The organism is Stenotrophomonas pictorum JCM 9942 (assembly GCF_001431585.1).
In the GTDB taxonomy this organism is placed as follows: domain Bacteria; phylum Pseudomonadota; class Gammaproteobacteria; order Xanthomonadales; family Xanthomonadaceae; genus Stenotrophomonas; species Stenotrophomonas pictorum.
In genome coordinates, this window is the sequence record NZ_LLXS01000004.1 from 48611 (window position 1) to 70691 (window position 22081).

Annotated in this window: 20 protein-coding genes; 7 read left to right on the forward strand and 13 right to left on the reverse strand. The window is 68.1% G+C overall.

What is annotated here, in order from left to right; translation table 11 throughout:
• Window positions 1–161: 161 nt before the first annotated feature.
• Window positions 162–1154, forward strand: coding sequence for a tetratricopeptide repeat protein (locus ARC78_RS00850; protein ID WP_096144874.1), 993 nt, complete (start codon window positions 162–164; stop codon window positions 1152–1154).
• Between the two features lie 211 nt (window positions 1155–1365).
• Here ARC78_RS00850 and ARC78_RS00855 read toward each other — a convergent pair whose 3' ends face one another.
• The 3 genes from ARC78_RS00855 to ARC78_RS00865 are packed head-to-tail and all read right to left on the reverse strand — an operon-like array spanning window position 1366 to window position 4420.
• A complete protein-coding gene (locus ARC78_RS00855; RefSeq protein ID WP_057505519.1) occupies window positions 1366–2109 on the reverse strand; it encodes a pseudouridine synthase in 744 nt (247 codons plus the stop codon).
• Window positions 2106–3773: a ubiquinone biosynthesis regulatory protein kinase UbiB gene (ubiB, locus tag ARC78_RS00860; protein ID WP_057505520.1), complete on the reverse strand. Its 1668-nt coding sequence runs from the start codon at window positions 3771–3773 to the stop codon at window positions 2106–2108. Before ubiB ends, ARC78_RS00855 begins: the two co-directional genes overlap by 4 nt.
• Window positions 3770–4420 carry a ubiquinone biosynthesis accessory factor UbiJ gene (locus ARC78_RS00865; protein ID WP_054659518.1) on the reverse strand — a complete coding sequence of 217 codons (651 nt, stop codon included), beginning with the start codon at window positions 4418–4420 and terminating at the stop codon, window positions 3770–3772. Before ARC78_RS00865 ends, ubiB begins: the two co-directional genes overlap by 4 nt.
• Window positions 4421–4564: 144 nt before the next feature.
• Between ARC78_RS00865 and ddlA the strand changes: the two genes are divergently transcribed.
• Complete coding sequence (gene ddlA, locus ARC78_RS00870) at window positions 4565–5668, forward strand: D-alanine--D-alanine ligase (protein WP_057505521.1); 1104 nt, start codon at window positions 4565–4567, stop codon at window positions 5666–5668.
• Between the two features lie 201 nt (window positions 5669–5869).
• Here ddlA and ARC78_RS16215 read toward each other — a convergent pair whose 3' ends face one another.
• From ARC78_RS16215 to oleC, 3 genes are all read right to left on the reverse strand, one after another.
• Window positions 5870–6025 (reverse strand): DUF1328 domain-containing protein, encoded by a 156-nt coding sequence (locus ARC78_RS16215; RefSeq protein ID WP_083468499.1) that lies wholly within the window; start codon window positions 6023–6025, stop codon window positions 5870–5872.
• 94 nt (window positions 6026–6119) lie between these two features.
• Window positions 6120–7115 carry a 2-alkyl-3-oxoalkanoate reductase gene (oleD, locus tag ARC78_RS00875; RefSeq protein WP_057505522.1) on the reverse strand — a complete coding sequence of 332 codons (996 nt, stop codon included), beginning with the start codon at window positions 7113–7115 and terminating at the stop codon, window positions 6120–6122.
• Window positions 7112–8764: an olefin beta-lactone synthetase gene (oleC, locus tag ARC78_RS00880; RefSeq protein WP_057505555.1), complete on the reverse strand. Its 1653-nt coding sequence runs from the start codon at window positions 8762–8764 to the stop codon at window positions 7112–7114. Before oleC ends, oleD begins: the two co-directional genes overlap by 4 nt.
• Before the next feature lie 101 nt (window positions 8765–8865).
• Here oleC and ARC78_RS00885 point away from each other — a divergent pair, with 101 nt between their 5' ends.
• Window positions 8866–9297 carry a YkgJ family cysteine cluster protein gene (locus ARC78_RS00885; protein ID WP_054659900.1) on the forward strand — a complete coding sequence of 144 codons (432 nt, stop codon included), beginning with the start codon at window positions 8866–8868 and terminating at the stop codon, window positions 9295–9297.
• A 55-nt stretch (window positions 9298–9352) separates the two neighbouring features.
• On the opposite strand, the gene ARC78_RS00890 is transcribed toward ARC78_RS00885, so the two are convergent.
• From ARC78_RS00890 to ARC78_RS00905, 4 genes are all read right to left on the reverse strand, one after another.
• On the reverse strand, window positions 9353–10246 hold the full coding sequence (locus ARC78_RS00890) for an alpha/beta fold hydrolase (RefSeq protein WP_054659902.1): 894 nt from the start codon (window positions 10244–10246) through the stop codon (window positions 9353–9355).
• A 63-nt stretch (window positions 10247–10309) separates the two neighbouring features.
• On the reverse strand, window positions 10310–11326 hold the full coding sequence (locus ARC78_RS00895; protein WP_054659904.1) for a 3-oxoacyl-ACP synthase III: 1017 nt from the start codon (window positions 11324–11326) through the stop codon (window positions 10310–10312).
• Window positions 11327–11505: 179 nt separating this feature from the next.
• A complete protein-coding gene (locus tag ARC78_RS00900) occupies window positions 11506–11823 on the reverse strand; it encodes a DUF4156 domain-containing protein (RefSeq protein WP_054659906.1) in 318 nt (105 codons plus the stop codon).
• Between the two features lie 110 nt (window positions 11824–11933).
• Window positions 11934–14798, reverse strand: coding sequence for a M16 family metallopeptidase (locus ARC78_RS00905; protein ID WP_057505523.1), 2865 nt, complete (start codon window positions 14796–14798; stop codon window positions 11934–11936).
• Between the two features lie 351 nt (window positions 14799–15149).
• On the opposite strand from ARC78_RS00905, the gene ARC78_RS00910 reads away from it, so the two are divergent.
• On the forward strand, window positions 15150–15611 hold the full coding sequence (locus ARC78_RS00910; RefSeq protein ID WP_057505524.1) for an XAC0231 family protein: 462 nt from the start codon (window positions 15150–15152) through the stop codon (window positions 15609–15611).
• Between the two features lie 46 nt (window positions 15612–15657).
• Complete coding sequence (locus tag ARC78_RS00915) at window positions 15658–16137, forward strand: tRNA (cytidine(34)-2'-O)-methyltransferase (protein ID WP_054660168.1); 480 nt, start codon at window positions 15658–15660, stop codon at window positions 16135–16137.
• A gap of 52 nt (window positions 16138–16189) precedes the next feature.
• On the opposite strand, the gene ARC78_RS00920 is transcribed toward ARC78_RS00915, so the two are convergent.
• The 3 genes from ARC78_RS00920 to ARC78_RS00930 all read right to left on the reverse strand — a co-directional run bounded on the left by ARC78_RS00920 (window position 16190) and on the right by ARC78_RS00930 (window position 19846).
• Window positions 16190–17422: a CaiB/BaiF CoA transferase family protein gene (locus tag ARC78_RS00920; protein WP_054660166.1), complete on the reverse strand. Its 1233-nt coding sequence runs from the start codon at window positions 17420–17422 to the stop codon at window positions 16190–16192.
• Window positions 17423–17582: 160 nt separating this feature from the next.
• On the reverse strand, window positions 17583–18443 hold the full coding sequence (locus ARC78_RS00925) for a PA4780 family RIO1-like protein kinase (protein ID WP_057505525.1): 861 nt from the start codon (window positions 18441–18443) through the stop codon (window positions 17583–17585).
• Between the two features lie 230 nt (window positions 18444–18673).
• Entirely contained in the window at window positions 18674–19846 is a 1173-nt protein-coding gene (locus ARC78_RS00930; RefSeq protein ID WP_054660849.1) for an acyl-CoA dehydrogenase family protein, read from the reverse strand.
• Between the two features lie 201 nt (window positions 19847–20047).
• On the opposite strand from ARC78_RS00930, the gene ARC78_RS00935 reads away from it, so the two are divergent.
• Together ARC78_RS00935 and ARC78_RS00940 are read left to right on the forward strand one after the other, a co-directional pair.
• The gene (locus ARC78_RS00935) at window positions 20048–21424 is read left to right on the forward strand and encodes an amino acid permease (protein WP_057505526.1); all 1377 of its coding nucleotides are present in this window, start codon (window positions 20048–20050) and stop codon (window positions 21422–21424) included.
• Between the two features lie 388 nt (window positions 21425–21812).
• The gene (locus ARC78_RS00940) at window positions 21813–22076 is read left to right on the forward strand and encodes a hypothetical protein (RefSeq protein WP_054660632.1); all 264 of its coding nucleotides are present in this window, start codon (window positions 21813–21815) and stop codon (window positions 22074–22076) included.
• Window positions 22077–22081 lie beyond the last annotated feature (5 nt).

A 22081-nucleotide genomic window follows, 5' to 3' on the forward strand; every position in this document is an offset into this window, starting at 1 on the left:
CTGCCCCCCCCCACCGGGCATGACGCGCCGTAAGCCGGGACGTCCCGCCGGCAGGCCGCGAAACTGGCCACGATGACGGTCCGTTGGAAAAATGTCGGAATTTCGTGACAATCGTCACAACAAGCACTGACATCCAGTCAGTGCAGTCCCGGGGAGAGGGAATGAAAAAGTCCACAAGGAACAAATGGCTGGCTGCGCTCGCTGTTGTGGGCCTGCTCGGTTTTGGTGCGGGCGTCTGGGTTCTGCTGAATCCGGCCAGCTTCGTGGTGCAGCCCTGGCGCGCACAACAGTCGGTGACGTCGGCACGCTTCGTGTTCGGCCCGTATCCGGTGCAAGCCGACATGGATCGCCTGAAGGACGAAGGCGTGACCACCATCATCAGCCTGCTCAACCCCAAGGTCCCCTACGAGGCGGTGCTGCTGGAGGAGGAAAAGAAGCGCGCGGCGGAGCTGGGCATCGAAGTGCACAACTTCCCGATGGGCAGCATCCTCGGCCAGCGCTTCGGTGAGGATTACGAGCGCAACTCGCGCGCCGCCGCCGAGACCGCGATCAACACCCCCGGCACCGTGTACATCCACTGCTACCTGGGCCTGCACCGCGCCGCCAACGTGCGCGACTATCTGGAAAAGCACGGCACGGTCGATACCCGCCAGTTCGATGGCTCGGTCAAACATGACCGAACGCCGCGCCAGCTGGCCAACGAGCGCGCCCGCCGCCTGTTCCGCCAGCAGGAATATGACGCCGCCCTGCGCGAACTGCACAGCGTGCAGCCGCTGGACTATTCGGCGCATGTGGCCGAAGGCTGGGTGCATCTGCGGCAGGCGAACAACGAGCTGGCCCGCAACAGCTTCCGCGCCGCCAGCCAGATGCCCGGGGCCCGTTCCGATGCCTCCAGCGGACTGGGCTTTGCACTGTTGCGGCTGGACGATACCGACGGTGCCCATGCCGCCTTCAGCCAGGCGCTGGAGCTCTCGCCTGACGACCATGACGCGATGCAGGGCATGGCCCAGGTGTTCTACCGGCAGGACAAACCGGAACAGGCACGGGTCCTGCTCGAGCGCCTGCATGCCGCCGCGCCCGACAACGCCGAAGTGGCCGAACTGCTGGAACGCGCCAGGGCCGAGAAACAGGCCGCGGCAGGCGCCGCGCTGTAACGCGATGCGGCAGCGGCCCCGGTGCGGCGCCGCTGCCGATGCCGACGGCCGAACGATGACTCCGGCCGGTCGGCAAGGCCGCCAGAGCGGCGGCTGGCCTTTCGGCTGTCATGCCAGCGCCCGAAGCGTGCCGCCCTGGCCCGCCAGGCAGCTCAAAGCAGCGGAGAGATACGGGCTACACCGGCCGCCCCCGCGTAGCGCCAGGGGCGCGTCAGGCCTGGCCGAGCTGCCAGCCGAACAGGTCCAGCGCCTTCCGGAACTCACGATCCAGCGGGGCGTGTACTTCGATGCGGCGCCCGTCCTGCGGGTGCGGGAAGGCCAGGCGCTCGGCGTGCAGCAGCATGCGGTGCACGCCCTGCATACGGAAGCTGCGGTTGTGCCGGCCGTCACCATGGCTTGTGTCGCCGATCAGGTGGTGGAACATGTGCTTGAGGTGCCGGCGGATCTGGCGGAACCGCCCGGTCTGCGGCTGGCAGCGCAGTAGCGCATAGCGCGAGGTCGGAAAGCCCGCCGACGGAACCGGCAGCTCCCCTTCCAGTAGTTTCTGGAAATGGGTGATGGCCGGCTTCTTCACCGGCTTGCCGGGGCCGCCATCCAGATCGTGATCGACGGTAAAAGCCGCTTCGGCCGGCCAGCCGCGGCATACGGCCAGATAATCCTTCTCCACCTCGCCCCCCATCAGCGCCTTGCCCAGCACGCTGGCGCTGTCGCGGTCGAAGGCCAGCAGCAGGCAGCCGCTGGTGGCGCGATCCAGGCGGTGCACCAGGAAGATCGGCTTGCCCAGCTGCTCGCGCAGCCGGTCGGCCAGGAAGTCATCCTCGCCACGCGCGAGCTTGCTGTCGTGGACCATCAGCCCGGCCGGCTTGTTGACCACCGCCAGCCACGGGTCTTCGTACAGCAGCGGCAAGGGCTCGAAAACCACCGGTTCCACCGCCTGCTCCAGCGCCTCGCTCATCGACGCAGCCACGCCGACGCCAATGCCAGCACGCCAACACCCCCGGTGATCCACGACCACACCGGGATGGACGCCAGCTGCGGGCCACCGGCCTGCAAGCCGTACAGCAGCGCCGACACCACCACCAGCCCGACTCCGGTCACAGCGGTAATCACGCGCCGCTGCATGCGCTTGAGCGTGTCATTGAGCGTGACGATGTCCTGCGAGCGCATCGCCAGCTCATGTTTGCCTTCCACCTGCTGGCGCAGCCAGCTGTGCAGCAGCGCCGGCATGTCCGGCGCCTGGGTCATGATTTCCGGCAGGCGCTTGCGCAGCTCCTTCAGCGCGCGGCGCGGGCTGTAGCGCTCGCGCAGGATGCGTTCGAGCACCGGCTTGGCCACTTCCCAGATGTCCAGGTTCGGATCGAGCTGGCGACCTACACCCTCGATGTTGAGCAAGGTCTTCTGCAGCAGGATCAGCTGCGGCTGCAGGGTCAGCTGGTAACGCTGGGCGGTGCGGAACAGCTTCATCAGCACTTCGGCCAGCGAGATCTGCGACAGCGGCCGGGTGAAGTAGGGCTCGCAGACCGCGCGTACGGCGGCCTCCAGCTCGTCGATCCGCACCGTGGCCGGCATCCACTGCGCCTGCAGGTGCAGCTCGGCGATGCGGCGGTAGTCGCGGTTGAAGATGGCCATGAAGTTCTCGGCCAGGTAGAACTGGTCCTCTTCCGAGAGCTGGCCCATGATGCCGAAGTCCAGCGCGATGAAGCGCGGGTTGCCGCGGCGCGCCGGATCGAGGTCGACCCAGATGTTGCCGGCGTGCGCATCGGCGTGGAAGAAGTTGTCGCGGAACACCTGCGTGTAGAACACGCGCACGCCCTTGGCCGCCAGCGCCTTGCGGTCGATGCCGGACTTGTCCAGCGCGACGATGTCGTCGGAGGGAATGCCCCAGACACGTTCCAGGGTGAGCGCGCGTTCGGCGGTGTGGCTCCAGATCACCTCCGGCACGTACAGGTCGTCGGAGTTTTCCCAGAAGCGGCGCAGCACGCTGGCGTTGGCGCCTTCGCGCTGCAGGTCCAGCTCGGCCGCCAGGGTGGTCTCGATCTCGGCCACCACTTCGCGCGGACGGATCTTGTCGGCGCGCGGATGGGTGCGCTCGACCAGCGCGGCCAGCGACTTGAGCAGGGCGATGTCACCGGCGATCTGCTTTTCGATATCCGGGCGCAGCACCTTGACCACCACCTGGCGGCCGTCGTCGAGGGTTGCGGCATGCACCTGCGCGATCGAGGCCGAGGCCAGCGGCGTGGTGTCGAAGCTGGCGAAGGCCTCGGTGATCGGCAGGCCCAGCGCCTGCTCGACGATCCGCAGCGCCTGCTCGCCGTCGAACGGCTTGACCCGGTCCTGCAGCAGGGTCAGCTCGACGGCGACATCCGGCGGGACCAGATCGCGTCGTGTGGACAGAATCTGCCCGAACTTGACGAAGATCGGTCCCAGCTCCTGCAGCGCCAGACGCAGCCGGGCACCGCGCGACTGTGAGGCGATATCGGCACTGGCGCGCGGCACGAACGGCTTGGCCACGCGCAGCCAGCGCTCGACCGGAGTGCCATCCAGCAGGTCGTCCAGACGGTAACGCAGGATCACCCGGCCGATGCGGCTGGCGCGGAACATGGCGCGGGTTGCCTTCATGCGGCACCCCCGGCGCGCTGGCGCAGGCGCGCGATGCGCGCGGCCATGCGCTCGACGTCGTCACGGATCACGTCCACATCGTCATGGAAGGCCTCCAGTTCGGCGCGGGCCACCACATCACGCGATTCCTCGGTGACATACTCGGCGGCGGTCTCGGCCAGATCCCTGGCACTGCGGCGGGCCTGTGCCAGCGCCGCGCGCAGGGTCTGCGCGATCTGCACCCCCAGCACCTCACCGAACGCCTTGACGAACGGCTGCTGCCAGTCCGGATCGAAGCGCATGGCCAGCTGCTGCAGGCGACGGGCGAGCTCGGCGTCACCGGAGACTTTCACCCGGCCGGCCGGCGCGCTGTTGCCGCGCCGCGCGTTGGCCAGGAATGGCAGCTGCGCCAGAACACCTCCCAGGGTGCTGCGCACGGCCAGGTCCGGCTCCAGCGAGGGGTCCACCGGGCCGACGGTCAGGCGCTGGCCGCTGACTCCGATCTGCATCGCCAGCGACGGCGATTCCAGGGTCAGGGCGATGCGCTGGCCATCGAGCGGGGCCAATGCGGTGCGGGTATCCGGGTCCAGCGCGAGTGCACGGTTGAGCGCCACTTCCAGCGCACGGCCGGCCAGCGGCTTGATCACATTGAAGGGGGATGCAGGCATGGCGGGCATTCTACCTGCCCGCGCAAGCGCATCGCCGCACGTGGATTAATCGACAGATAACCGCCACGCGCCCGCGCAGGCGGACGCCGGAAGGTTCATGCTATGCATATTCCCTTCAACACACGCGGCAGGAGCACACAGGCAATGGGCAAGACCCGGGTTGGCATCATCTTCGGCGGTCGTTCGGCCGAGCACGAGGTCTCGCTGCAATCGGCGAAAAACATCTTCGATGCGCTGGACAAGGACCGGTTCGACGTCAGCCTGATCGGCATCGACAAGCAGGGCCTGTGGCACCTGTGCGATGCGGCCAATTTCCTGCACAACGCCGAGGACCCCAAGCGCATCGCGCTGGATACCTCCGGCCCGGTACTGTCGGTGCTGCCGGGCGCCGAGCGCGGCCAGCTGCTGGCCGCCGATGGCCGCGAGGTGCCGCAGCTGGATGTGGTGTTCCCGATCGTGCACGGCACCCTGGGCGAGGACGGCACCCTGCAGGGCCTGCTGCGTACGCTGAACCTGCCGTTTGCCGGCCCCGGCGTGCTCGGTTCGGCCGCGGCGATGGACAAGGATGTGGCCAAGCGCCTGTTGCGCGATGCCGGACTGGCGGTGGCGCCGTTTGCCTGTTTCAACCGGGTCAGCGCCGCGCAGGCCAGTTACGAGACGCTGGTCGCCCAGCTGGGCTCGCCGCTGTTCGTCAAACCGGCCAACCAGGGCTCCTCGGTGGGCGTGAGCAAGGTGCGCAATGCCGCCGAGTTCGCCACCGCGCTGGCACTGGCGCTGTCGTTCGACCACAAGGTGCTGGTGGAATCGGCCATTGCCGGGCGCGAGATCGAATGTGCGGTGCTCGGCAACGAGGTCCCCGAGGCCAGCGTCTGCGGCGAAGTGGTGGTGCATGACGATTTCTACGCCTATGACACCAAGTACATCAGCGCCAGCGGCGCGGAGACAGTGATCCCGGCCGACATCAGCGCCGACGCGCAGCAGCGTATCCGCCAGATCGCCGTGCGCGCCTACCAGGCGCTGGACTGCATCGGCATGGCGCGGGTGGACGTGTTCCTCACCGCGACCGGTGAGGTGGTCATCAACGAGCTGAACACCCTGCCCGGCTTCACCAAGATCAGCATGTATCCCAAGCTGTGGGGGGCCAGCGGGCGGGGCTACACCGCGCTGATCACCCGGCTGATCGAACTGGCGCTGGAACGCCACGCCGCGGACAAGGCCCTGAGCAGCTCGATCAACGCTCTGGCCTGACCACAGGCGATCAGGCCGGTGATGCGCCGCGCGCCATCACCGCCGGGTCCCTATCGCCCGCATCGTGACCGCCTAGGCCGTACGGTGCCGAGGGCAAGAGCGTGATCTGCCGCGAACGACCGCGGCCCGCCGGATAAAGGAAAAGAAACGGCCCGCACCGGTCACCCGGGCGGGCCGTCGTCGTGCAGGGCGATCGTGCGATCAGACTTTCTTGCGGAACAGCGAGATCACCGCAAGGATCAGGAACACCACGAACAGGATCCACGCGATATTGCTGGCAGCGCCGGCGATACCGCTGAAGCCCAGTACCGCGGCGATGATGGCGATCACAAAGAAGACGACGGCGTAATGGAGCATGGGAAAGTTCCGCTGTTTGGACACGCGGTGCATCTTCCATGTCCGGCGGTCGCGACACGGTGATCGCGACGTGATAGCGGCATGACGACGCAGCTCAACCGGCAGTGGTCGCCGCTGCCAAGCGACGCAACCCCTCTTCAATCGACACCTTCGGCACGTAGCCGAAATCGCGGCGCGCCGGCTCCATCGAATACCAGTGCGGCGTGCACAGCTGCTCGGCCAGAAAACGCGTCATCGGCGGCTCGCCACGCAGCCGCAGCAGCGGCCACAGCTTTTCGCAGACCGCGCCAATGCGGTAGGCGGCCTTGAACGAGATCGTCTTGTCCACCGCCGGCGCGCCCACCGCGGCCAGCAGCCGGTTGAGCAGTTCGCGCATCGGCAGCGGCTCGCCATTGGAGATGAAGTAGGCCTTGCCGGCACAGGCCGCACCGACCACCAGATGGTCGAACGCATCAAAGTGCGCCTGCGCGGCATTGTCGATGAACGTGGTATCGACCTTGTTGCTGCCGTCGCCGACAAAACGCAGGCGCCCGGCCCTGGCCCGCTGTGCCAGACGCGGCACCAGCTGGTTGTCGCCCGGCCCCCAGATCAACCGCGGCCGCAGCGCGACGGTGGCCAGCTCGGCGCCGTTGGCCGCCAGCACTTCCTGCTCGGCGAGGGTCTTGGTGGCCGCGTACGGCGCCTGGAAATCCTCGCCATAGGGCACCTCGTCCACGCCCAGCCCCTCCACCGGATGGGTGGCGCGATGGGTCACGCTCGGCGTGGAGGTATAGACCAGACGCCCGATGCCATGCGCGCGACAGGCGGCCAGCACGTTGCGGGTGCCAACCACATTGGCCTGGAAGTAGCTGTCATAGCTGCCCCAGGCGCCGGCCTTGGCGGCGTTGTGGAAGATCGCATCGACGCCGGCGGCGGCGTGGTGCACCGCATTGGCATCGGCCAGATCGCCGCGGATCTGGCCCACGCCCAGCGCCTGCAGCTGCGGGTAATGGCCGCGGTTGAAGCTGAGCACCTCGTGGCCGCGCGCGACCAGGCCCCGGCACAGCGCCTGACCGAGAAATCCACCGCCGCCGGTGACCAGAATCTTCATGCGCGCTCCTTCAATCGGGTTGCCGCCCAGACCGCGAGCTTCTCGCGGCCGATCTTGGCGTTGTGGCGGATGTCCACCGGAAACGCCGGATGCTGCAGGAACCGGCCGATCCCGGCCAGCCTGGGCTGCGTTGCCGCCAGTGCGCGCAGCGCCTGCTCGATGGCGGCGGCCTCGCTGCCGGGCAGCCGTTCGTAGCACAGCACCGGCACCTGCCGGCCCAGCGGCCCCACGCCGACCAGCGCGGTGCGACGCACGCCGGGCACGGTGTTGAACACCGGCTCGACCTGCTCGGTGTACAGCGGCCCGGTGGCGGTTTCCACGCGCTGGGTCTTGCGCCCGCAGAACCACAGCCGCCCCTGCGCATCGAACCAGCCCACATCGCCCATGCGGTGCACGATGCGCTCGCTGCCGTCGGCCAGCACCTCGCGGATCTTGGCCGCGGCGGTGGCCTGCGGCCGGTTGAAATAGCTGTCGGTGGTGGTGGGCCCGGTCACGGTGATCTCGCCGACCTCGCCCACGGGCAGTTCGCGCACACCGCTCCAGTTGGCGATGGGTTCATCGGTGATGGCGATGATGCGCACCTGGTTGGGCGCCACCACCGCGCCGACACAGGTGCCGGCACCACTTTCGGTCGCCGCGCGGGTCGCCTCCAGCTCACGGCCTTCGATCACCGCCACCGGCAGGCATTCGGTGGCGCCATAGGGCGTCCAGAACTGGCCGTCGGCCGGCATCAGCGCGCGGATCTTGGACACGGTCTGCGGCGGCACCGGCGCCCCGGCCGAGGTCGCGCGGGTCACCGTCGGCAGCGGCTGGCCGTACTCGGCCAGCACCCGCATCAGCGCCGGCGAACCGAACAGCTGGGTCACGCCGAAACGGGCGATGGCGTCATGCAACTTGCGTGGATCGGCGCTGCCGGGCCGGGTCGGGTCCATGTCCGGGATCATCGAGGTCAGGCCCAGCGCCGGATCAAACAGCGCGAACGGCGGGAACGTCGGCAGATCGACGCCACCGGGCTGCATGCCGAAGGCGTTGCGCAGCAGCTCCACCTGGCCGAGGAAATGGCGGTGGCGGTAGACCACGCCCTTGGGCACGCCGGTCGAGCCGCTGGTGAACAGGATCGCCGCGGTGTCCTCCGGCGCGGTGGCTGCCAGCTGGCTGCCGGCGCCGGTCCCGGCCGCTTCGAGCCGGGCCAGGGTGGTGCCGCCCCAGCCCCAGCGCGTGCCGACCGTGACCAGCCGCGTGGCCGGTTTGGCCCAGCCCAGCAGCCGCCGCGCCAGATGCGCCAGCGGGATACCGATGAAGGCCTGCGGCTGCGCCTCGTCCAGGCATTGCTTGAGCGCGCGCCTGTCGATGCCCGGATCGACCAGCACCGGCACCGCGCCGATCTTGAACAGCGCGAACATCAGCAGGAAGAACTCCGGCCCCGGCCGCACCATCACCACCGCGCGTACACCGCGGCCGATGCCATAGGCCGCCAGCCCGGCGCCGATGGCATCGCTGCGCGCATCGAGCGTGCGGTAATCCAGGGTGACATCGTAGCGGGCCATGCCGTCGGGGCCCGGCCGGCCCGGGCAACGGATGGCGATCTGGTCGGGCCGTTCACGCGCCAGTTCGGGCAGGCGCGCGGCGATATTGCAGGAATCGTTCATCGGCATATTGTCACCGCTGCAGAAATTTCTTGCGCGCGGAGCGGCGGCATGGAAAATCCTCCAGCTTCCCCACCCGCATCGCCGCCCCAAGGCCGGCTCCCATGCCCCATCCCTGCCTCAGCTGCGGCGCCTGCTGCGCCCAGTACCGCGTCGCCTTCCACTGGATGGAATCGGACGAAGCCAGCGAAGGCGGCGTGCCACACGCGCTGACCCAGCGCCTGGACCCGCACCGGCTGTGCATGCAGGGCACCTATTCGGACCCGATCCGCTGCGTGGCGCTGGATGCGCGCATTGGCGAATATTCGCGCTGCACCATTCACCCCAACCGTCCCAGCGTCTGTCGCGAAGTCGATGCGTCGTGGGAATATGGCCAGGTCAGCGCGCAGTGTGATCGCGCGCGCGCCGCCCATGGGCTGGCCCCGTTGACCCTGGCCGACTGGCGCTGGCGCGATGCGGCCGACAATGACGGTCCACAGCCGGACGACAACGGCAACACGCCATCCTCACCGCCACAGCCGCCGATCGCCGCCTGAGCGCTGCCGGGCCCAACCGCCGCAGCGCAAGTCCGGCGGGGTTGTCATCGGGCAGTCAGGGCAGGGGGTTGCGCTCCAGGAACGCACGCACCGCCGGCACGATGGCCTCGTGCTTGTCTTCCAGCACGTAGTGGTTGGCATCCTCGAACGCGGTCACTTCGGCCTGCGGCAAGGCCTTGCGGAAGCCGGCCAGGAAGTGGTGGTCGAAGCAGAAATCACGCAGGCCCCAAGCGATATACACCGGACGGTCGGCGAAAGACGGCAGCGCCGCAGCGGCACGCTCCAGCAGCGACCACGCCTTGTCGGCCGGTGACAGCGGGATGTCCTGCATGAAGCGGATGGTGGCGATGCGGTTGGCCCAGCTGTCGTACGGGGCGACATAGGCACGGCGCACTTCGGCCGGCATCCTGCGGCTCACGCCCAGCCACGAGGCGCCGGCGGAGAACGCGTTGAAGGTACGGATGAACCACTCGCCCGGCTTCCAGTGCCGGCCCATTGCGATCTGCCACGGCATCGGCTTTTCGGCCGGCAGCGGGAATGCGGCGGTATTGGTGATCACCAGCCGCTTGACCTGCGCGTGGTGCGACAGCGCCCAGCCGAAACCGATCATGCCGCCCCAGTCGTGCACCGCCAGCGTCACCGGACCGGTGATGCCCAGGTGACTGAGCAGCGCGTCCAGATCATCCACGCGCGACTGCAGCGTGTACTCGTACCGGCTGTCATCGGGCTTGTCGGACAGGCCCATGCCGATGTGATCCGGCACGATGCAGCGGTATTTGTCGCTCAGGCCGTTGACCAGATGGCGCCACAGATAGCTCCACGACGGGTTGCCGTGCAGCATCACCACCACCTCGCCATCGCGCGGGCCTTCGTCGATGTAGTTCATCGACAGCCCGGGACGGACCTCGAAGCGGTGGGTGTGGCTCGGATAGCCGGGGAACTTGTTCATCACATCGCACCTGGAAAAAGGGCCGGCAGAACCGGCCCTGTGTTTCGTCTGCGCCGTGCCGGCTTACCAGACGACTTCGGCCATCGTGCAGTTCAGGCCCGAGCCGATACCCATCAGCGCCACGCGGTCGCCTTTCTTGAGCTTGCCCAGCTGACGCAGCTTGCTCAGCACGATCGGCACCGAGGCCGGACCGATGTTGCCGTGCTCGCCGAAGATGGTCATCACCTTCTTCGGGTCGATGCCGAAGGCCTTGATGAAGGCGTTGGTGTGCGGCTGGCTGACCTGGTGGATCACGAACTGGTCGATCTCCTCCACCGCCCAGCCCAGCGCCTCGCGCGTGGCCTCGAAGGTCTTGGTGGCCAGCTTGATGCCTTCGATCAGCAGCAGGCGGGTGTCGGTGACCATGCGGTCCAGGTTGCCCACGCACAGCTTGTTCCACTCGTTGGCCGCACGGGTCACGCCGCCCTTGTAGCGCGGCGCATCGGGCACCAGCTCCGAGCGTGCCAGCACCATGGCCGCGGCACCGGAACCGGTGGTCAGCGCGGCGACTTCGTCGCGCAGCTGCTGGGCGGTGATGTCCGGGGACATCATGCGCTCCAGGGTCTTCTCATAGACCAGGTTCGAGGTTTCGCCGTCGACGATCAGCGCGTAATCGATATCACCGCGCTCGAGCATGCGCGCGGCCACGTCCATGCCGTTGATGAAGGCCAGGCAGGCGTTGGCGATGTCGAAGGTGACACAGTCTTCGCCGATGCCCAGGTTGCCGGACACGATCGACGCGGTCGACGGCTCCAGGTAGTCACGGCTGACGGAGGTGTTGAGCAGCAGGCCGATCTTGTCGGCGGTGATGCCGGCATCATCCAGCGCCTTCTGACCGGCGAGGGTGGCCACATCAGAGGCTTGCGTACCCTGGTCCCAAAGCCGGCGCGCGTGGATGCCGGCGATATCGCCCAGCACATCGGCACGGATCCCCAGGCGTTCCAGCGTGGGCTGGAGCCGCTCGTTGATTTCCTTGGAGGTCAGCGTATGCGGCGCATCAATATGCGCCAGTCCCGCGATCGAGACATTCTGGAAAGGCATCGGAAAGCGCCAAGACTCAGGCGAAGGGGGCGCTATTCTAGCCTCTGCGCCTTTTTACCGCATCTTTACAAATAAACGGCCCGCCGTATGGAGCCCTCCGGCGCGCTGGCAGGCACCGGGACCACGTGCCTGCGCGCCGCGGAGCCGGAAAATCACCGGCTCACGGACAGTTGCCGCACTCAGCGCGGCGGGCACTGGTAGGCGGCAAAGCGCTGGCTGCCATCGGCCGGCAGCCCTGTCGCCTGCACCGCATTGGCACCGGCACTGGGCGCTTCGTTGCGGGCCAGGGTTTCCAGCTCTTCCTGCACACGCAGCGGGTTGCGGTTGTAGAAACCGACCTTGTTCTTCACCGACACCACGATCTCGCCCTTGGTCACGCACCCCGGCGCGACCGGACCGGCCGGCAGCACGCGCACCGCCTTGCCTGAAGATTCAATCGGCACCCAGGTGCAGGCAGCGGTGCTGGCGATCAGGACAGACAGAAACACGATACGCATGGACAGTTCCTTGTAGATAACGGAACGGATTGTGCCGTGAATGAATGAACCCGTCATGATCCATGGCCCGCTCCACTGCGGAGCGGGCCATGGCGTGGGCTGCGTGGAACTTACCTGGCCGTGGCGGCCACCGGCTTGCCTTCGGTATCGATCACGGTGACTTCACCCAGGTTCAGGGCACGCACCGGGGCTTCGGTCTGCTTCAGATCCCCCACCACCACCCAGGTCAGCGCGGCCGGATCCAGCGTGCCGGCGGCCTGCGCCACCTGCGCCGGGGTCATCGCCTCGATCTCGGCCTTGCGCTTGAACACGTAATCATCCGGGCGCTGGTAACGGACGATGCCACCGATGGTGCTCATCACCGCCGCGCCGGTCTCATAGGCGCCGGGCAGGCTCAGCGTCTGGATGTTGCGGATGCGGGTGACCTCCCCGGCCGTGGGCGGGCGCTGGCCGCCGGCGAACTGCGCGATCTCGGCGTGCATCTCCTTCATCGCCTCGGCGGTCTTGTCGATCTGCACCGGCGCCACCGCCATCCACGGCCGCTGGCCCAGGGCGGGGCTGGCCATGCTGCGCGCACCGTAGGACCAGTGCTTGTCCTCGCGCAGATTCATGTTCAGACGCGAGGTGAAATCACCACCGAGCACGCCATTGGCCATATCGAAGCGGGTGGCTCCCGTATCCATGGTGGAAGGCACGACCTGGCCGGCGAACAGGTTGGCCTGCACCGCGCCGGGCTGGTCGATCAGGTACACGCGCGCGCCCTGCGGACGGGCCACCGGGGCCGGTGCCGCCACGCTGGCCGCGGCGCCTTCGCCCTTCCAGTCACCGAACTGGCGCTCCAGCAGCGGCACGATCTCCTGCAGCGTGGTGTCGCCGACCACGATCAGCGTGGCCGCTTCCGGACGCACCCAGGCCTTGTGGAAACCGACCAGATCCTCGCGGCCGAGCGCGGCGATCGCCGCCTCATCGCCACTGCCGGTGAACGGAATCGCATACGGGTGACCGGCGCCGTAAAGCAACGGCGGCAGCACGCGCATGGCCACCGCGTTGGGTTGCGCCTTCTCCTGCTGGATGCCGGCGATCCAGGTCGCCTTGATGCGGTCGATCTCGTTCTGGTCGAAGCGCGGCGCGCGCAGCGCGTCGGCATACAGCGCCAGCGACGGAGCCAGGTTCTCCTTCAGCGCCGACAGGAACACGCTGGCGCCGTCCAACGATGCGCCGGCGCCGATGCGCGCGCCCAGCGCCTCGGCGGCGTCGGCGAATGCCAGCGCGCCGCGCGAACCGGCGCCCTCATCGAGCATGCCCATGGTGAAGTTGGCGGTGCCCGGCTTGCGTCCCTGATCGGCGGTGAAGCCCCCCGGGAACTCATAGCTGAACTGCACCACCGGGATGTCATGGCGCTCGGCCAGCACCACCCGGGTGCCGTTCTTCAGCGTGGCGCGCTGCAACTGCGGGAACTTCAGCTCGGGGAAGCTCGTGGTCTGCGGCACGCCGGCGCTGCGGTCGACCTGGCTGGGCAGTGCCGTGTACTTCGGGTCCACCGCCGGCACGTTGAACGGCGCCGGCTTGCCCGAGGGCAGTTCCTCCAGCGCCACCCGCGCGCCCGGCGTGACCACCAGGGTGTGGTCGCCCACGCCCAGCCACTTCGCGCCAACCGCCTTCAGGTCTCCGGCGGTGGCCTTGTCGATGTTGGCCAGCGAGGTGCGGAAGCAGCCCGGATCGCCTTCGTACACGGTGCATTCGGCCAGCGCGTCGGCCTTGCCGCCGAAGCCGCCGATCCGCTCGATCCCGCGCACGAAACCCGAACGCGACTGCACCTTGGCGCGCTCCAGTTCATCGGCGCTCGGGCCTTCGGCGATCAGGCGCTTGAGTTCCTCATCGATGGCCGCCTCCACCCTGGCCGGGTCCACGCCCTGCTTGACGGTGGCCATGATCAGGAAGTTGGACCCCAGCTGCGAGGCGTCGGCCATCGCGGTGATGTTGTCCACCAGCTTGTCGTTGTGCAGCAGGCGCTGGTCCAGCCGCGAGGACTTGGCCCCGCCCAGCACATAGGCCAGCAGCCCGAGCTGGTCGATATCGGCCGTGCCCAGCTGCGCCACATTCCAGGCGCGGTAGATGCGTGCCTGCGGCACCTTGTCGGTCATCACCTCGCGGGTGCTGGCCGGACGCTGCGCCACATCCACCTTCGGCTGGGCCATGCTCGGACCGGCCGGGATATCGCCGAAGTACCGGGCGACTTTCTCTTTGGCGGTGGCCACATCGATATCGCCGGCCAGCACCAGCACCGCGTTGTTCGGGCCGTACCAGGTGCGGAACCAGGTCTTCACGTCATCGAGCGAGGCGGCATTGAGATCGTTCATCGAACCGATCACGCCGTGGTGGTACGGATGCCCGGCCGGATACAGCGCGCGGGTCAGCTTGTCCCACACCTGGCCATAGGGCTGGTTTTCGCCCTGGCGCTTCTCGTTCTGCACCACGCCGCGCTGTTCATCGAGTGCGGCCTGGTCGATCGCACCGAGCAGATGGCCCATGCGGTCGGACTCCATCCACAGCGCCATGTCCAGCGCGGTGGTCGGCACGTTCTGGAAATAGTTGGTGCGGTCGGTATTGGTGGTGCCGTTCTGGTCGGTGGCGCCGACCTGCTTGAACGGTTCGAAAAACTCGCCGCTGTGGTTCTCGCTGCCCTGGAACATCAGGTGCTCGAACAGGTGCGCAAAACCGGTGCGGCCGGACGGCTCGTCCTTGGCACCGACGTGGTACCAGATGTTCACCGCCACGATCGGCGCTTTGCGATCGGTGTGCACCACCACGCGCAGGCCGTTGGGCAGGGTGAACTGTTCGTACGGGATATCCACCGCCGGGGCCGCGACCGGCGCGGGCTTGGCTTCGGCGACCAGAGGCGCGCCGACGAATCCTCCGAGGGCGGCGCTCAACGCCAGGGTGAGCAGGGCGGTGCGGGGAACAGCTGCGTTCATTCCTCTTTCCTTGGGCATGAATGTGAGTGCTGATGCTAACCGGGCCCCGCCGTCGCCACACCGCCCATCCGTCATAGCGGCGTTTCCCGGCTACCGCGTCCGCGGTGGACACCCCGGCACGGCCAGTGTCCGGACAACGGACACCGTGCACCCACAAGAAACCAAGCCATATCAATGAGATGCAGTTGGCATGCAGCCTGCTCTGTTCTCACTGCAGCGCAGCCAGCCCCGAAGCAAACCTGAGCAAACGCTGAACCAGACATCGGAAAGCAAGAAATTTCTTGCAGCACGAGGAGTGGTGTACTACATTACTACCACACCACTGCTCACACACACCAAACAGGTCCTGCCATGAACACCAAGTCCATCGCCATTGCCATCGCCCTTGCCGCCGGCACCGCGTTTGCCGCTTCGGTCCAGGCTTCCGACATCCCCACCCTGGAAACCGTGCAGGTGCGTCCCAGCGCCGACCAGCTGGCCCAGGCCGAACACGAGCGCACCAGCGCCATTCCCACCCTGAGCGCGGTGCAGGTCCGCCCGACCGCCGGGCAGATCGTCGAACGCAATGCCGAACTGGCCGCCGCCCGGCCGGTGGTGACGCTGGCCGCCATCCAGGTGCGCCCCACCCGCGAGCAGCGCCAGGCGCTGGCCGCCGAAACCACGCACCACAACCGCGGCCACGCCATCACCCTGGCGATGGCCACCGCGCTGGGCCACTGGGTGGTCGCGGTGCCGGCCCTGCAGCTCCGTCCGGGTGCGCTGAATCTGCAGACCCTGGCCATCGACGTCGCCGCCGACCTGCTCGGCCGCTGAGCCGGCCACACCGCTGGCCGGGCCAGCGGCGGCGTAAACTGCGCCGATGACTTCCGCACCCGTTTTCGATGTTCTGCTCTACCAGCCCGAGATCCCGCCGAACACCGGCAACGTGATCCGGCTTTGCGCCAATACCGGCGCGCGCCTGCACCTGATCGAACCGCTGGGCTTCGACCTCATTGACAAGCAGCTCAAGCGCGCCGGCCTGGATTATCACGAATACGCCCAGCTGCAGGTCCACCCGGACCTGGACACCGCGCTGGCGCGCATCGCGCCCACGCGCCTGTTCGCGATGAGCACCCGTGGCAGCGTGCGCTATGACAGCGTGGCCTTCGCCGATGGCGATGCGTTCCTGTTCGGCCCGGAAACGCGTGGTCTGCCGCAGGACCTGCTGGATTCACTGCCCGACGGCCGCCGCCTGCGGCTGCCGATGCAGCCCAACAACCGCAGCCTGAACCTGTCCAACTCGGTGGCGGTGGTGGTGTTCGAGGCCTGGCGCCAGCACGGTTTTCCCGGCGGCCAGTAACGCGCGCGGACAATCCGGCGGGCGCGGGCCCTTGGCGTCCGGAGTGCGCGGTTCACTCCCCGCCGCCGAGCACCCCGAGCGCCTGCAACTGCCGCAGGCGCCCGGCATCGAGTGAGAGGATTTCCTCCAGCACCTGTGCGGTGTGCTGGCCCAGCAGTGGCGCGGCCTGCGTGTACTGGAGCGGGGTGGCGGAGAACTTCAGCGGATTGCGCACCATCGCCACGCGGCCACCACCGGCATGCGGCAGCTCGATCTTCAGCCCCCGCGCCTGCACCTGCGGATCATCGAACACCTGGTCGATGCGGTTGACCGGATTGGCCGGCACCCCCGCTTTTTCCAGCAGCGCCAGCCACTGCGCGGCCGGACGCGCGCGCAGATACTGCTGCAGCTGTGGTACCAGTGCATCGCGATGGGCGACGCGGGCGGCATTGGTCGCATAGCGCGGATCGGCCGCCAGCTGCGGCGCACCGAGCACCTCGCACAAGCGCGCGAACTGGCCATCGTTGCCGACGGCCAGCATGAAGTAGCCATCGGCCGCCGGCATCACCTGGTAGGGCACGATATTCGGATGCGCGCTGCCCTGCCGCTCCGGCACCACCCCGCCGACCAGGTAGTTGGAGGCCTGGTTGGCCAGCCAGGCCACCTGGGTATCGAGCAGCGCCAGATCGATCTGCTGGCCGATGCCGGTGCGTTCGGCATGGCGCAGCGCCGCCAAGATCGCGGTGGCCGCATACAGGCCGGTCATCAGGTCGGTCGCGGCCACCCCCACCTTCTGCGGACCGGCGCCGGGCGCGCCGTCGGGCTCACCGGTCACGCTCATCAACCCGCCGATGGCCTGGATCGCCGCGTCATAGCCGGCGCGCTGCGCGTACGGTCCATCCTGGCCGTAACCGGTGATCGAGCAGTACACCAGCTTCGGGTTCAGCGCCTGCAGGCGGGGGAAATCCAGCCCGTACCGGGCCAGCCCGCCGACCTTGTAGTTCTCCACCAGCACATCGCAGCGGGTAACCAGTTCGCGGATCAGCGCCTGCCCGTCGGGCGTGGTGAAGTCGATCGCCACCGAGCGCTTGCCGCGGTTGGCGCACAGGTAGTACGCCGATTCGCCGGTGTCGTGGCCGGCGGCATCTTTCAGGTACGGCGGCCCCCAGCTGCGGGTGTCATCGCCCCCCCCGGGACGCTCGACCTTGATCACATCGGCACCGAAATCGGCCAGCACCTGCGTGGCCCACGGCCCGGCCAGGATGCGGGACAGGTCCAGCACGCGCACACCCTCAAGCAAGTTCACTGCAGCCCCCAACCCCGGATAGCGGAACGCGCAGGGTGCCACGGCACGCCGCCCACCGGCCAACGCGGCACCGCCGCACACACGATCGGCCGGGTTTCGCAACCCGGCCGACGGCATTTGCAGCAGTTACGCGTCGCGGTTTTGACGGCCGGCCAGCGGCTCAGTCGTCGTCCTGCTCGGCCGCTTCACGGCCCTGCTGGCGGATCAGCGCCTCCTCGCGGGCGTCGTTGATGGCGTGGCGCACGCTGTCCAGATCGATGCTGCTCATGTCCGGGGTGTACTGCCCGGTCAGCACGGTGTCCGGCTGCAGCTCGCCAGCCTGGAACAGCTCCCACATCTCCTCGCCGTACCAGGTGTCCAGCAGTTCCGGCGCGCTGCGCCCGAGGAAGGCGGTGAGGTTGTTGACGTCGCGCAGCAACATGGTGCGCGCGGCGTTGTTGCCGGCGGCGCTGACCACCTGCGGGAAATCGATGACGATCGGGCCGTCCGGGCCGACCAGCACGTTGTACGGCGACAGGTCGCCGTGGATCAGCCCGCAGCACAGCATCAGCTTGACCTGATGCACCAGCACCGCGTGGAACTGGCGCGCCTCCTCGGCCTCCAGCTCCACCTCGCCCAGGCGCGCGGCGCTGAAGCCTTCGGCATCGGTGACCAGCTCCATCACCAGCACGCCGTGGAAATAGCCGAACGGCTCGGGCACCCGCACCCCGGCTTCGCGCAGCTGGTAGAGCGCGTCGACCTCGGTGTTCTTCCACGCCGTTTCCTGCTGCTTGCGGCCGTACTTGCTGGCCTTGCCGATGGCCCGGGCCTCACGCGAACCGCGGACCTTGCGGCCCTCCTGGTACTGCACGCGCTGCTGGAAGCTGCGCTGGGCCATGTCCTTGTAGACCTTGGCGCAGCGTACTTCACCGCCGCTGCGGACCACGTAAACGGCCGCTTCCTTGCCGCTCTTGAGCGGGCGCAGCACTTCTTCGATGACACCGTCGTCGATCAGTGCCTGCAATTGTTGGGGTGTCTTCACGGTCTCTCGGTAGGTACTGGCCGACAGGGCGGCACGGCCGGGCGGCGGATCGAACGGCGTCGAACGTGGCCCGATAGGACGGGATCAAGGGGGCATATTGTTGCCGATGGCGCCCACCGGCAACAGGCCGGCGGCATCTGCCGGGGTGGGGCGGCGTTCACGTTGCCGCCGGAACCTGCGCCGGCGGCAACGCGGTTGCCAGCCGCGTCCGCGCGGCCCTTCGCCCGCGATCAGAACGCGTTGATGCCGGTCAGCTCGCGGCCGATCACCAGCTGGTGCACGGTCTCGGTGCCTTCATAGGTGATCACCGACTCCAGGTTCAGCGCATGGCGGATCGCACCGTGCTCGGTGGTGATGCCGGCGCCGCCGAGCAGGTCACGGCATTCGCGGGCGATGTCGATGGCCAGGCGGCAGTTGTTCCACTTGGCCAGGCTCACCTGCTGCGGCTGCATCTGCCCGGCGTCCTTCAGGCGGCCCAGCTGCAGCACCAGCAACTGGCCGGCGGTGATGCGACGGGCCATGTCGGCCATCTTGATCTGCGCGCTCTGGGTGGCGGCGACCGGGCGGCCGAACAGGATGCGCTCCTTGGTGTAGGCCAGCGCTTCGTCCAGACAGGCGATGGCCGCACCGATCGGGCCCCAGGTGATGCCGTAGCGGGCCTGGGTCAGGCAGCCCAGCGGGCCCTTCAGGCCCTTCACGTTGGGCAGGCGGTTGGCATCGGGCACGCGCACGTTGTCGAAGAACAGCGCGCCGGTCACCGAGGCGCGCAGGCTCATCTTGTGCTTGATCTCCTGGGCGGTGAAACCCGGGGTGCCCTTCTCGATGACGAAGCCCTGCACGCCCTCGTCGGTGTTGGCCCAGAGGATGGCGATATCGGCCACCGGGCCGTTGGTGATCCACATCTTGGAGCCGTTGATCACCCAGTCGCCGCCGTCTTTGACCGCGCGGGTCTTCATGCTGGCCGGGTCCGAACCGCCATGCGCCTCGGTCAGGCCGAAGCAGCCGATCACCTTGCCGCGCGCCATGTCCGGCAGCCAGCGCAGGCGCTGTTCTTCCGAGCCGTAGGCGTAGATCGGGTACATGCACAGCGAGCTCTGCACCGAGACGAAACTGCGGATGCCCGAATCGCCGCGCTCCAGTTCCTGGCAGATCAGGCCATAGCTGACACCGTTGAGCCCACCGCCCCCGTACTGTTCCGGCAGCGAACTGCCGAGCAGGCCCATGTCGGCGATCTCGCCGATCAGCTCGCTCGGGAAGCGGCCCTGGTCGAAACAGTCGCCGATGATCGGAATGACCCGCTCGTCGGTGAAACGGGCAACGGAATCCTGCACCGCGCGCTCTTCCTCGCTCAGCAGCGAACGCACATCGAACAGGTCGTAGGGGTTCAGTGTCTTCAGGCTCATTACTGTCTCTGGGAAGGCGCCTCGGCGCCCGGGAAGGTAGGGCATAAGGTAGTGCAAACCGGCCGAAAGAATTGCTGCGCCCGCACGTCCGCCGCCGCCACGCGGGGCGGTTGCCGCCGGCCCGCCCCCCAACCTTCGGGACAGACACGGCAACGGGTGGACGCGGTATGGTGTCGCCCTCCTCAGCCGTGAACCGCACCGATGCCCGCCACTCCTCCGGCCCCGGCCACCGCGCCGTCGCAGTCCCTGGAACGCGCGCTCAAGCCGCGCCAGCTGATCATGATGGGGCTGGGCAGCGCGATCGGCGCCGGCCTGTTCCTCGGCTCGGGCGTCGGCATCCAGGCCGCCGGTCCGGCGGTGCTGATCTCCTATCTGGTGGCCGGCACGCTGGTCATCATCATGATGCACGCCATGGGCGAGATGGCCGCCGCGCGCCCGACCAGCGGTGCGTTCTCGGTCTATGCCGCCGATGCACTGGGCGCCACCGCCGGGGCCACCGTGGGCTGGCTGTGGTGGGCGCAGCTGGTGGTGGTGATCGCGGCCGAATCGGTGGGCGCGGCCGGCCTGCTGGCCACGGTCTGGCCACAGCTGTCGGTGCCACTGACCTCGCTGGCGTTCATGCTGGTGTTCACCGCGATCAACCTGCTGGGAGTGCGGAACTACGGCGAGTTCGAGTTCTGGTTCGCGATCCTCAAGGTCGGCGCGATCATCGCCTTCATCCTGGTCGGCATCGCGCTGCTGCTGGGTCTGCTGCCGGGCGTGACCTCGCCGGGGCTGGCCAACTTCACCGCCCATGAGGGGTTCATGCCCAAGGGCCTGGCCGGTATCGGTGCGGCGCTGCTGGTGGTGATCTTCGCCTTCGGCGGCACCGAGATCGTGGCCGTGGCCGCGGCCGAAACCCAGGACCCCGAGCGCAGCCTGGCGCGCGCCATCCGCACCGTGGCCTGGCGCATCCTGGTGTTCTACATCGGTTCGATCGGCGTGATCATCGCCGTGGTCCCGTGGAACAGCGCCTCGCTGAAGTCACCGTTCGCCGCCGTGCTGCAGGTGGCCAATATTCCCGGCGCCGCTACCGCCATCACCCTGATCGCGGTGATCGCCCTGCTGTCGGCACTCAACGCCAACCTCTACGGCGCTTCGCGGATGATCTACTCGCTGGCCGAGCGCGGCGAAGCCCCGCGCTGGCTGGCGCGCACCAACGCCCGCCAGGTGCCGGTGATCGCGGTGCTGGCCAGTGTGCTGTTCGGCTTCGCCGCCACCGTGCTGGAACTGCTGTTCCCCGACCAGGTGCTGCCGGTGCTGCTCAACGTGGTCGGTTCCACCTGCCTGCTGGTATGGACCATCACCCTGGTCTCGCAGCTGATCCTGCGCCGCCGCGCCGAGCGGCGGGGCACGCCGCTGCCGTTCCGGATGGCCGGTTTCCCGTATCTGACGGTGCTGGCGCTGGCGATCCTGACGCTGATCTTCGCCCTGCTGATGGTCTCGCCGCAGACCCGCATGCAGTTCCTGTCGATGGCCGCGCTGACCGCCTTCATCGCCCTGTGCAGCGCGCTGGCGCGGCGCGCCCGCGGCGGCTGAACATGCCGGATCGGGCTGTTCACCGGCCCGCCGCGAGAGCGGGCTTGTTTTAACGCGAAACTAACGGCAGGCTGCGCCCATCCGAGGCCAGCCATGCCGATTGAAGACCCAAGCGTCGACCCCCACATCGCCCCCAACGCCACCTTCGCGCAGCCGTTGTGCGGGAAGTCGGCCGGCGGCTGGCTGGCGTCCGGGCGCGGCAAAAATCACCTCCGATGCACCCGATCCGGGCTATCAACGCGGGTATCGCAATGCACAGGTTGGGCCCGACGTGACCGCACCGGCCCGCAACGCATCGCCCTGGCCTTCGCCGGGCGGGCCGCATTGACCTGACTTCCCCGCTCCGCACCGTCCCTTTACCCCTCCCCTGCAGCCTTATCGCAACGCCATGATCGACCTAGACGACCTTATCGAGCGCGCCATCGACCCTTCCGCCGTGAAGCTGGAAGGCACCCTGACCAATCCGCCCTCCTTCGGCGTGTATGCCATCACGAACGACGAGGACGGCAGCACCCATTACCGCTTCGGCAACCACCCGGTGCGTCTGCACGAGCTGGAAGACAAGTTCGGCGCGGCCGAGCTGGAATACCTGTTCCTCAACCGCGAGGACGCTGCGGCGATGACCGCCGCGCTCAACCGTCCGGAGCAGTAAGCCGC

What these genes read in the sequence shown, in the direction of transcription:
- ARC78_RS00895 (WP_054659904.1), bottom strand. Translation starts at nt 11,326, where the DNA reads ATGCCTTTCCAGAATGTCTCGATCGCGGGACTGGCGCATATTGATGCG.
- ARC78_RS00910 (WP_057505524.1), top strand. Translation starts at nt 15,150, where the DNA reads ATGAACACCAAGTCCATCGCCATTGCCATCGCCCTTGCCGCCGGCACC.
- ARC78_RS00850 (WP_096144874.1), top strand. Translation starts at nt 162, where the DNA reads ATGAAAAAGTCCACAAGGAACAAATGGCTGGCTGCGCTCGCTGTTGTG.
- ARC78_RS00905 (WP_057505523.1), bottom strand. Translation starts at nt 14,798, where the DNA reads ATGAACGCAGCTGTTCCCCGCACCGCCCTGCTCACCCTGGCGTTGAGC.
- ddlA (WP_057505521.1), top strand. Translation starts at nt 4,565, where the DNA reads ATGGGCAAGACCCGGGTTGGCATCATCTTCGGCGGTCGTTCGGCCGAG.
- ARC78_RS16215 (WP_083468499.1), bottom strand. Translation starts at nt 6,025, where the DNA reads ATGCTCCATTACGCCGTCGTCTTCTTTGTGATCGCCATCATCGCCGCG.
- ARC78_RS00915 (WP_054660168.1), top strand. Translation starts at nt 15,658, where the DNA reads ATGACTTCCGCACCCGTTTTCGATGTTCTGCTCTACCAGCCCGAGATC.
- ARC78_RS00865 (WP_054659518.1), bottom strand. Translation starts at nt 4,420, where the DNA reads ATGCCTGCATCCCCCTTCAATGTGATCAAGCCGCTGGCCGGCCGTGCG.
- oleC (WP_057505555.1), bottom strand. Translation starts at nt 8,764, where the DNA reads ATGAACGATTCCTGCAATATCGCCGCGCGCCTGCCCGAACTGGCGCGT.
- oleD (WP_057505522.1), bottom strand. Translation starts at nt 7,115, where the DNA reads ATGAAGATTCTGGTCACCGGCGGCGGTGGATTTCTCGGTCAGGCGCTG.
- ARC78_RS00890 (WP_054659902.1), bottom strand. Translation starts at nt 10,246, where the DNA reads ATGAACAAGTTCCCCGGCTATCCGAGCCACACCCACCGCTTCGAGGTC.
- ARC78_RS00930 (WP_054660849.1), bottom strand. Translation starts at nt 19,846, where the DNA reads ATGAGCCTGAAGACACTGAACCCCTACGACCTGTTCGATGTGCGTTCG.
- ARC78_RS00900 (WP_054659906.1), bottom strand. Translation starts at nt 11,823, where the DNA reads ATGCGTATCGTGTTTCTGTCTGTCCTGATCGCCAGCACCGCTGCCTGC.
- ARC78_RS00940 (WP_054660632.1), top strand. Translation starts at nt 21,813, where the DNA reads ATGATCGACCTAGACGACCTTATCGAGCGCGCCATCGACCCTTCCGCC.
- ARC78_RS00935 (WP_057505526.1), top strand. Translation starts at nt 20,048, where the DNA reads ATGCCCGCCACTCCTCCGGCCCCGGCCACCGCGCCGTCGCAGTCCCTG.
- ARC78_RS00855 (WP_057505519.1), bottom strand. Translation starts at nt 2,109, where the DNA reads ATGAGCGAGGCGCTGGAGCAGGCGGTGGAACCGGTGGTTTTCGAGCCC.
- ubiB (WP_057505520.1), bottom strand. Translation starts at nt 3,773, where the DNA reads ATGAAGGCAACCCGCGCCATGTTCCGCGCCAGCCGCATCGGCCGGGTG.
- ARC78_RS00885 (WP_054659900.1), top strand. Translation starts at nt 8,866, where the DNA reads ATGCCCCATCCCTGCCTCAGCTGCGGCGCCTGCTGCGCCCAGTACCGC.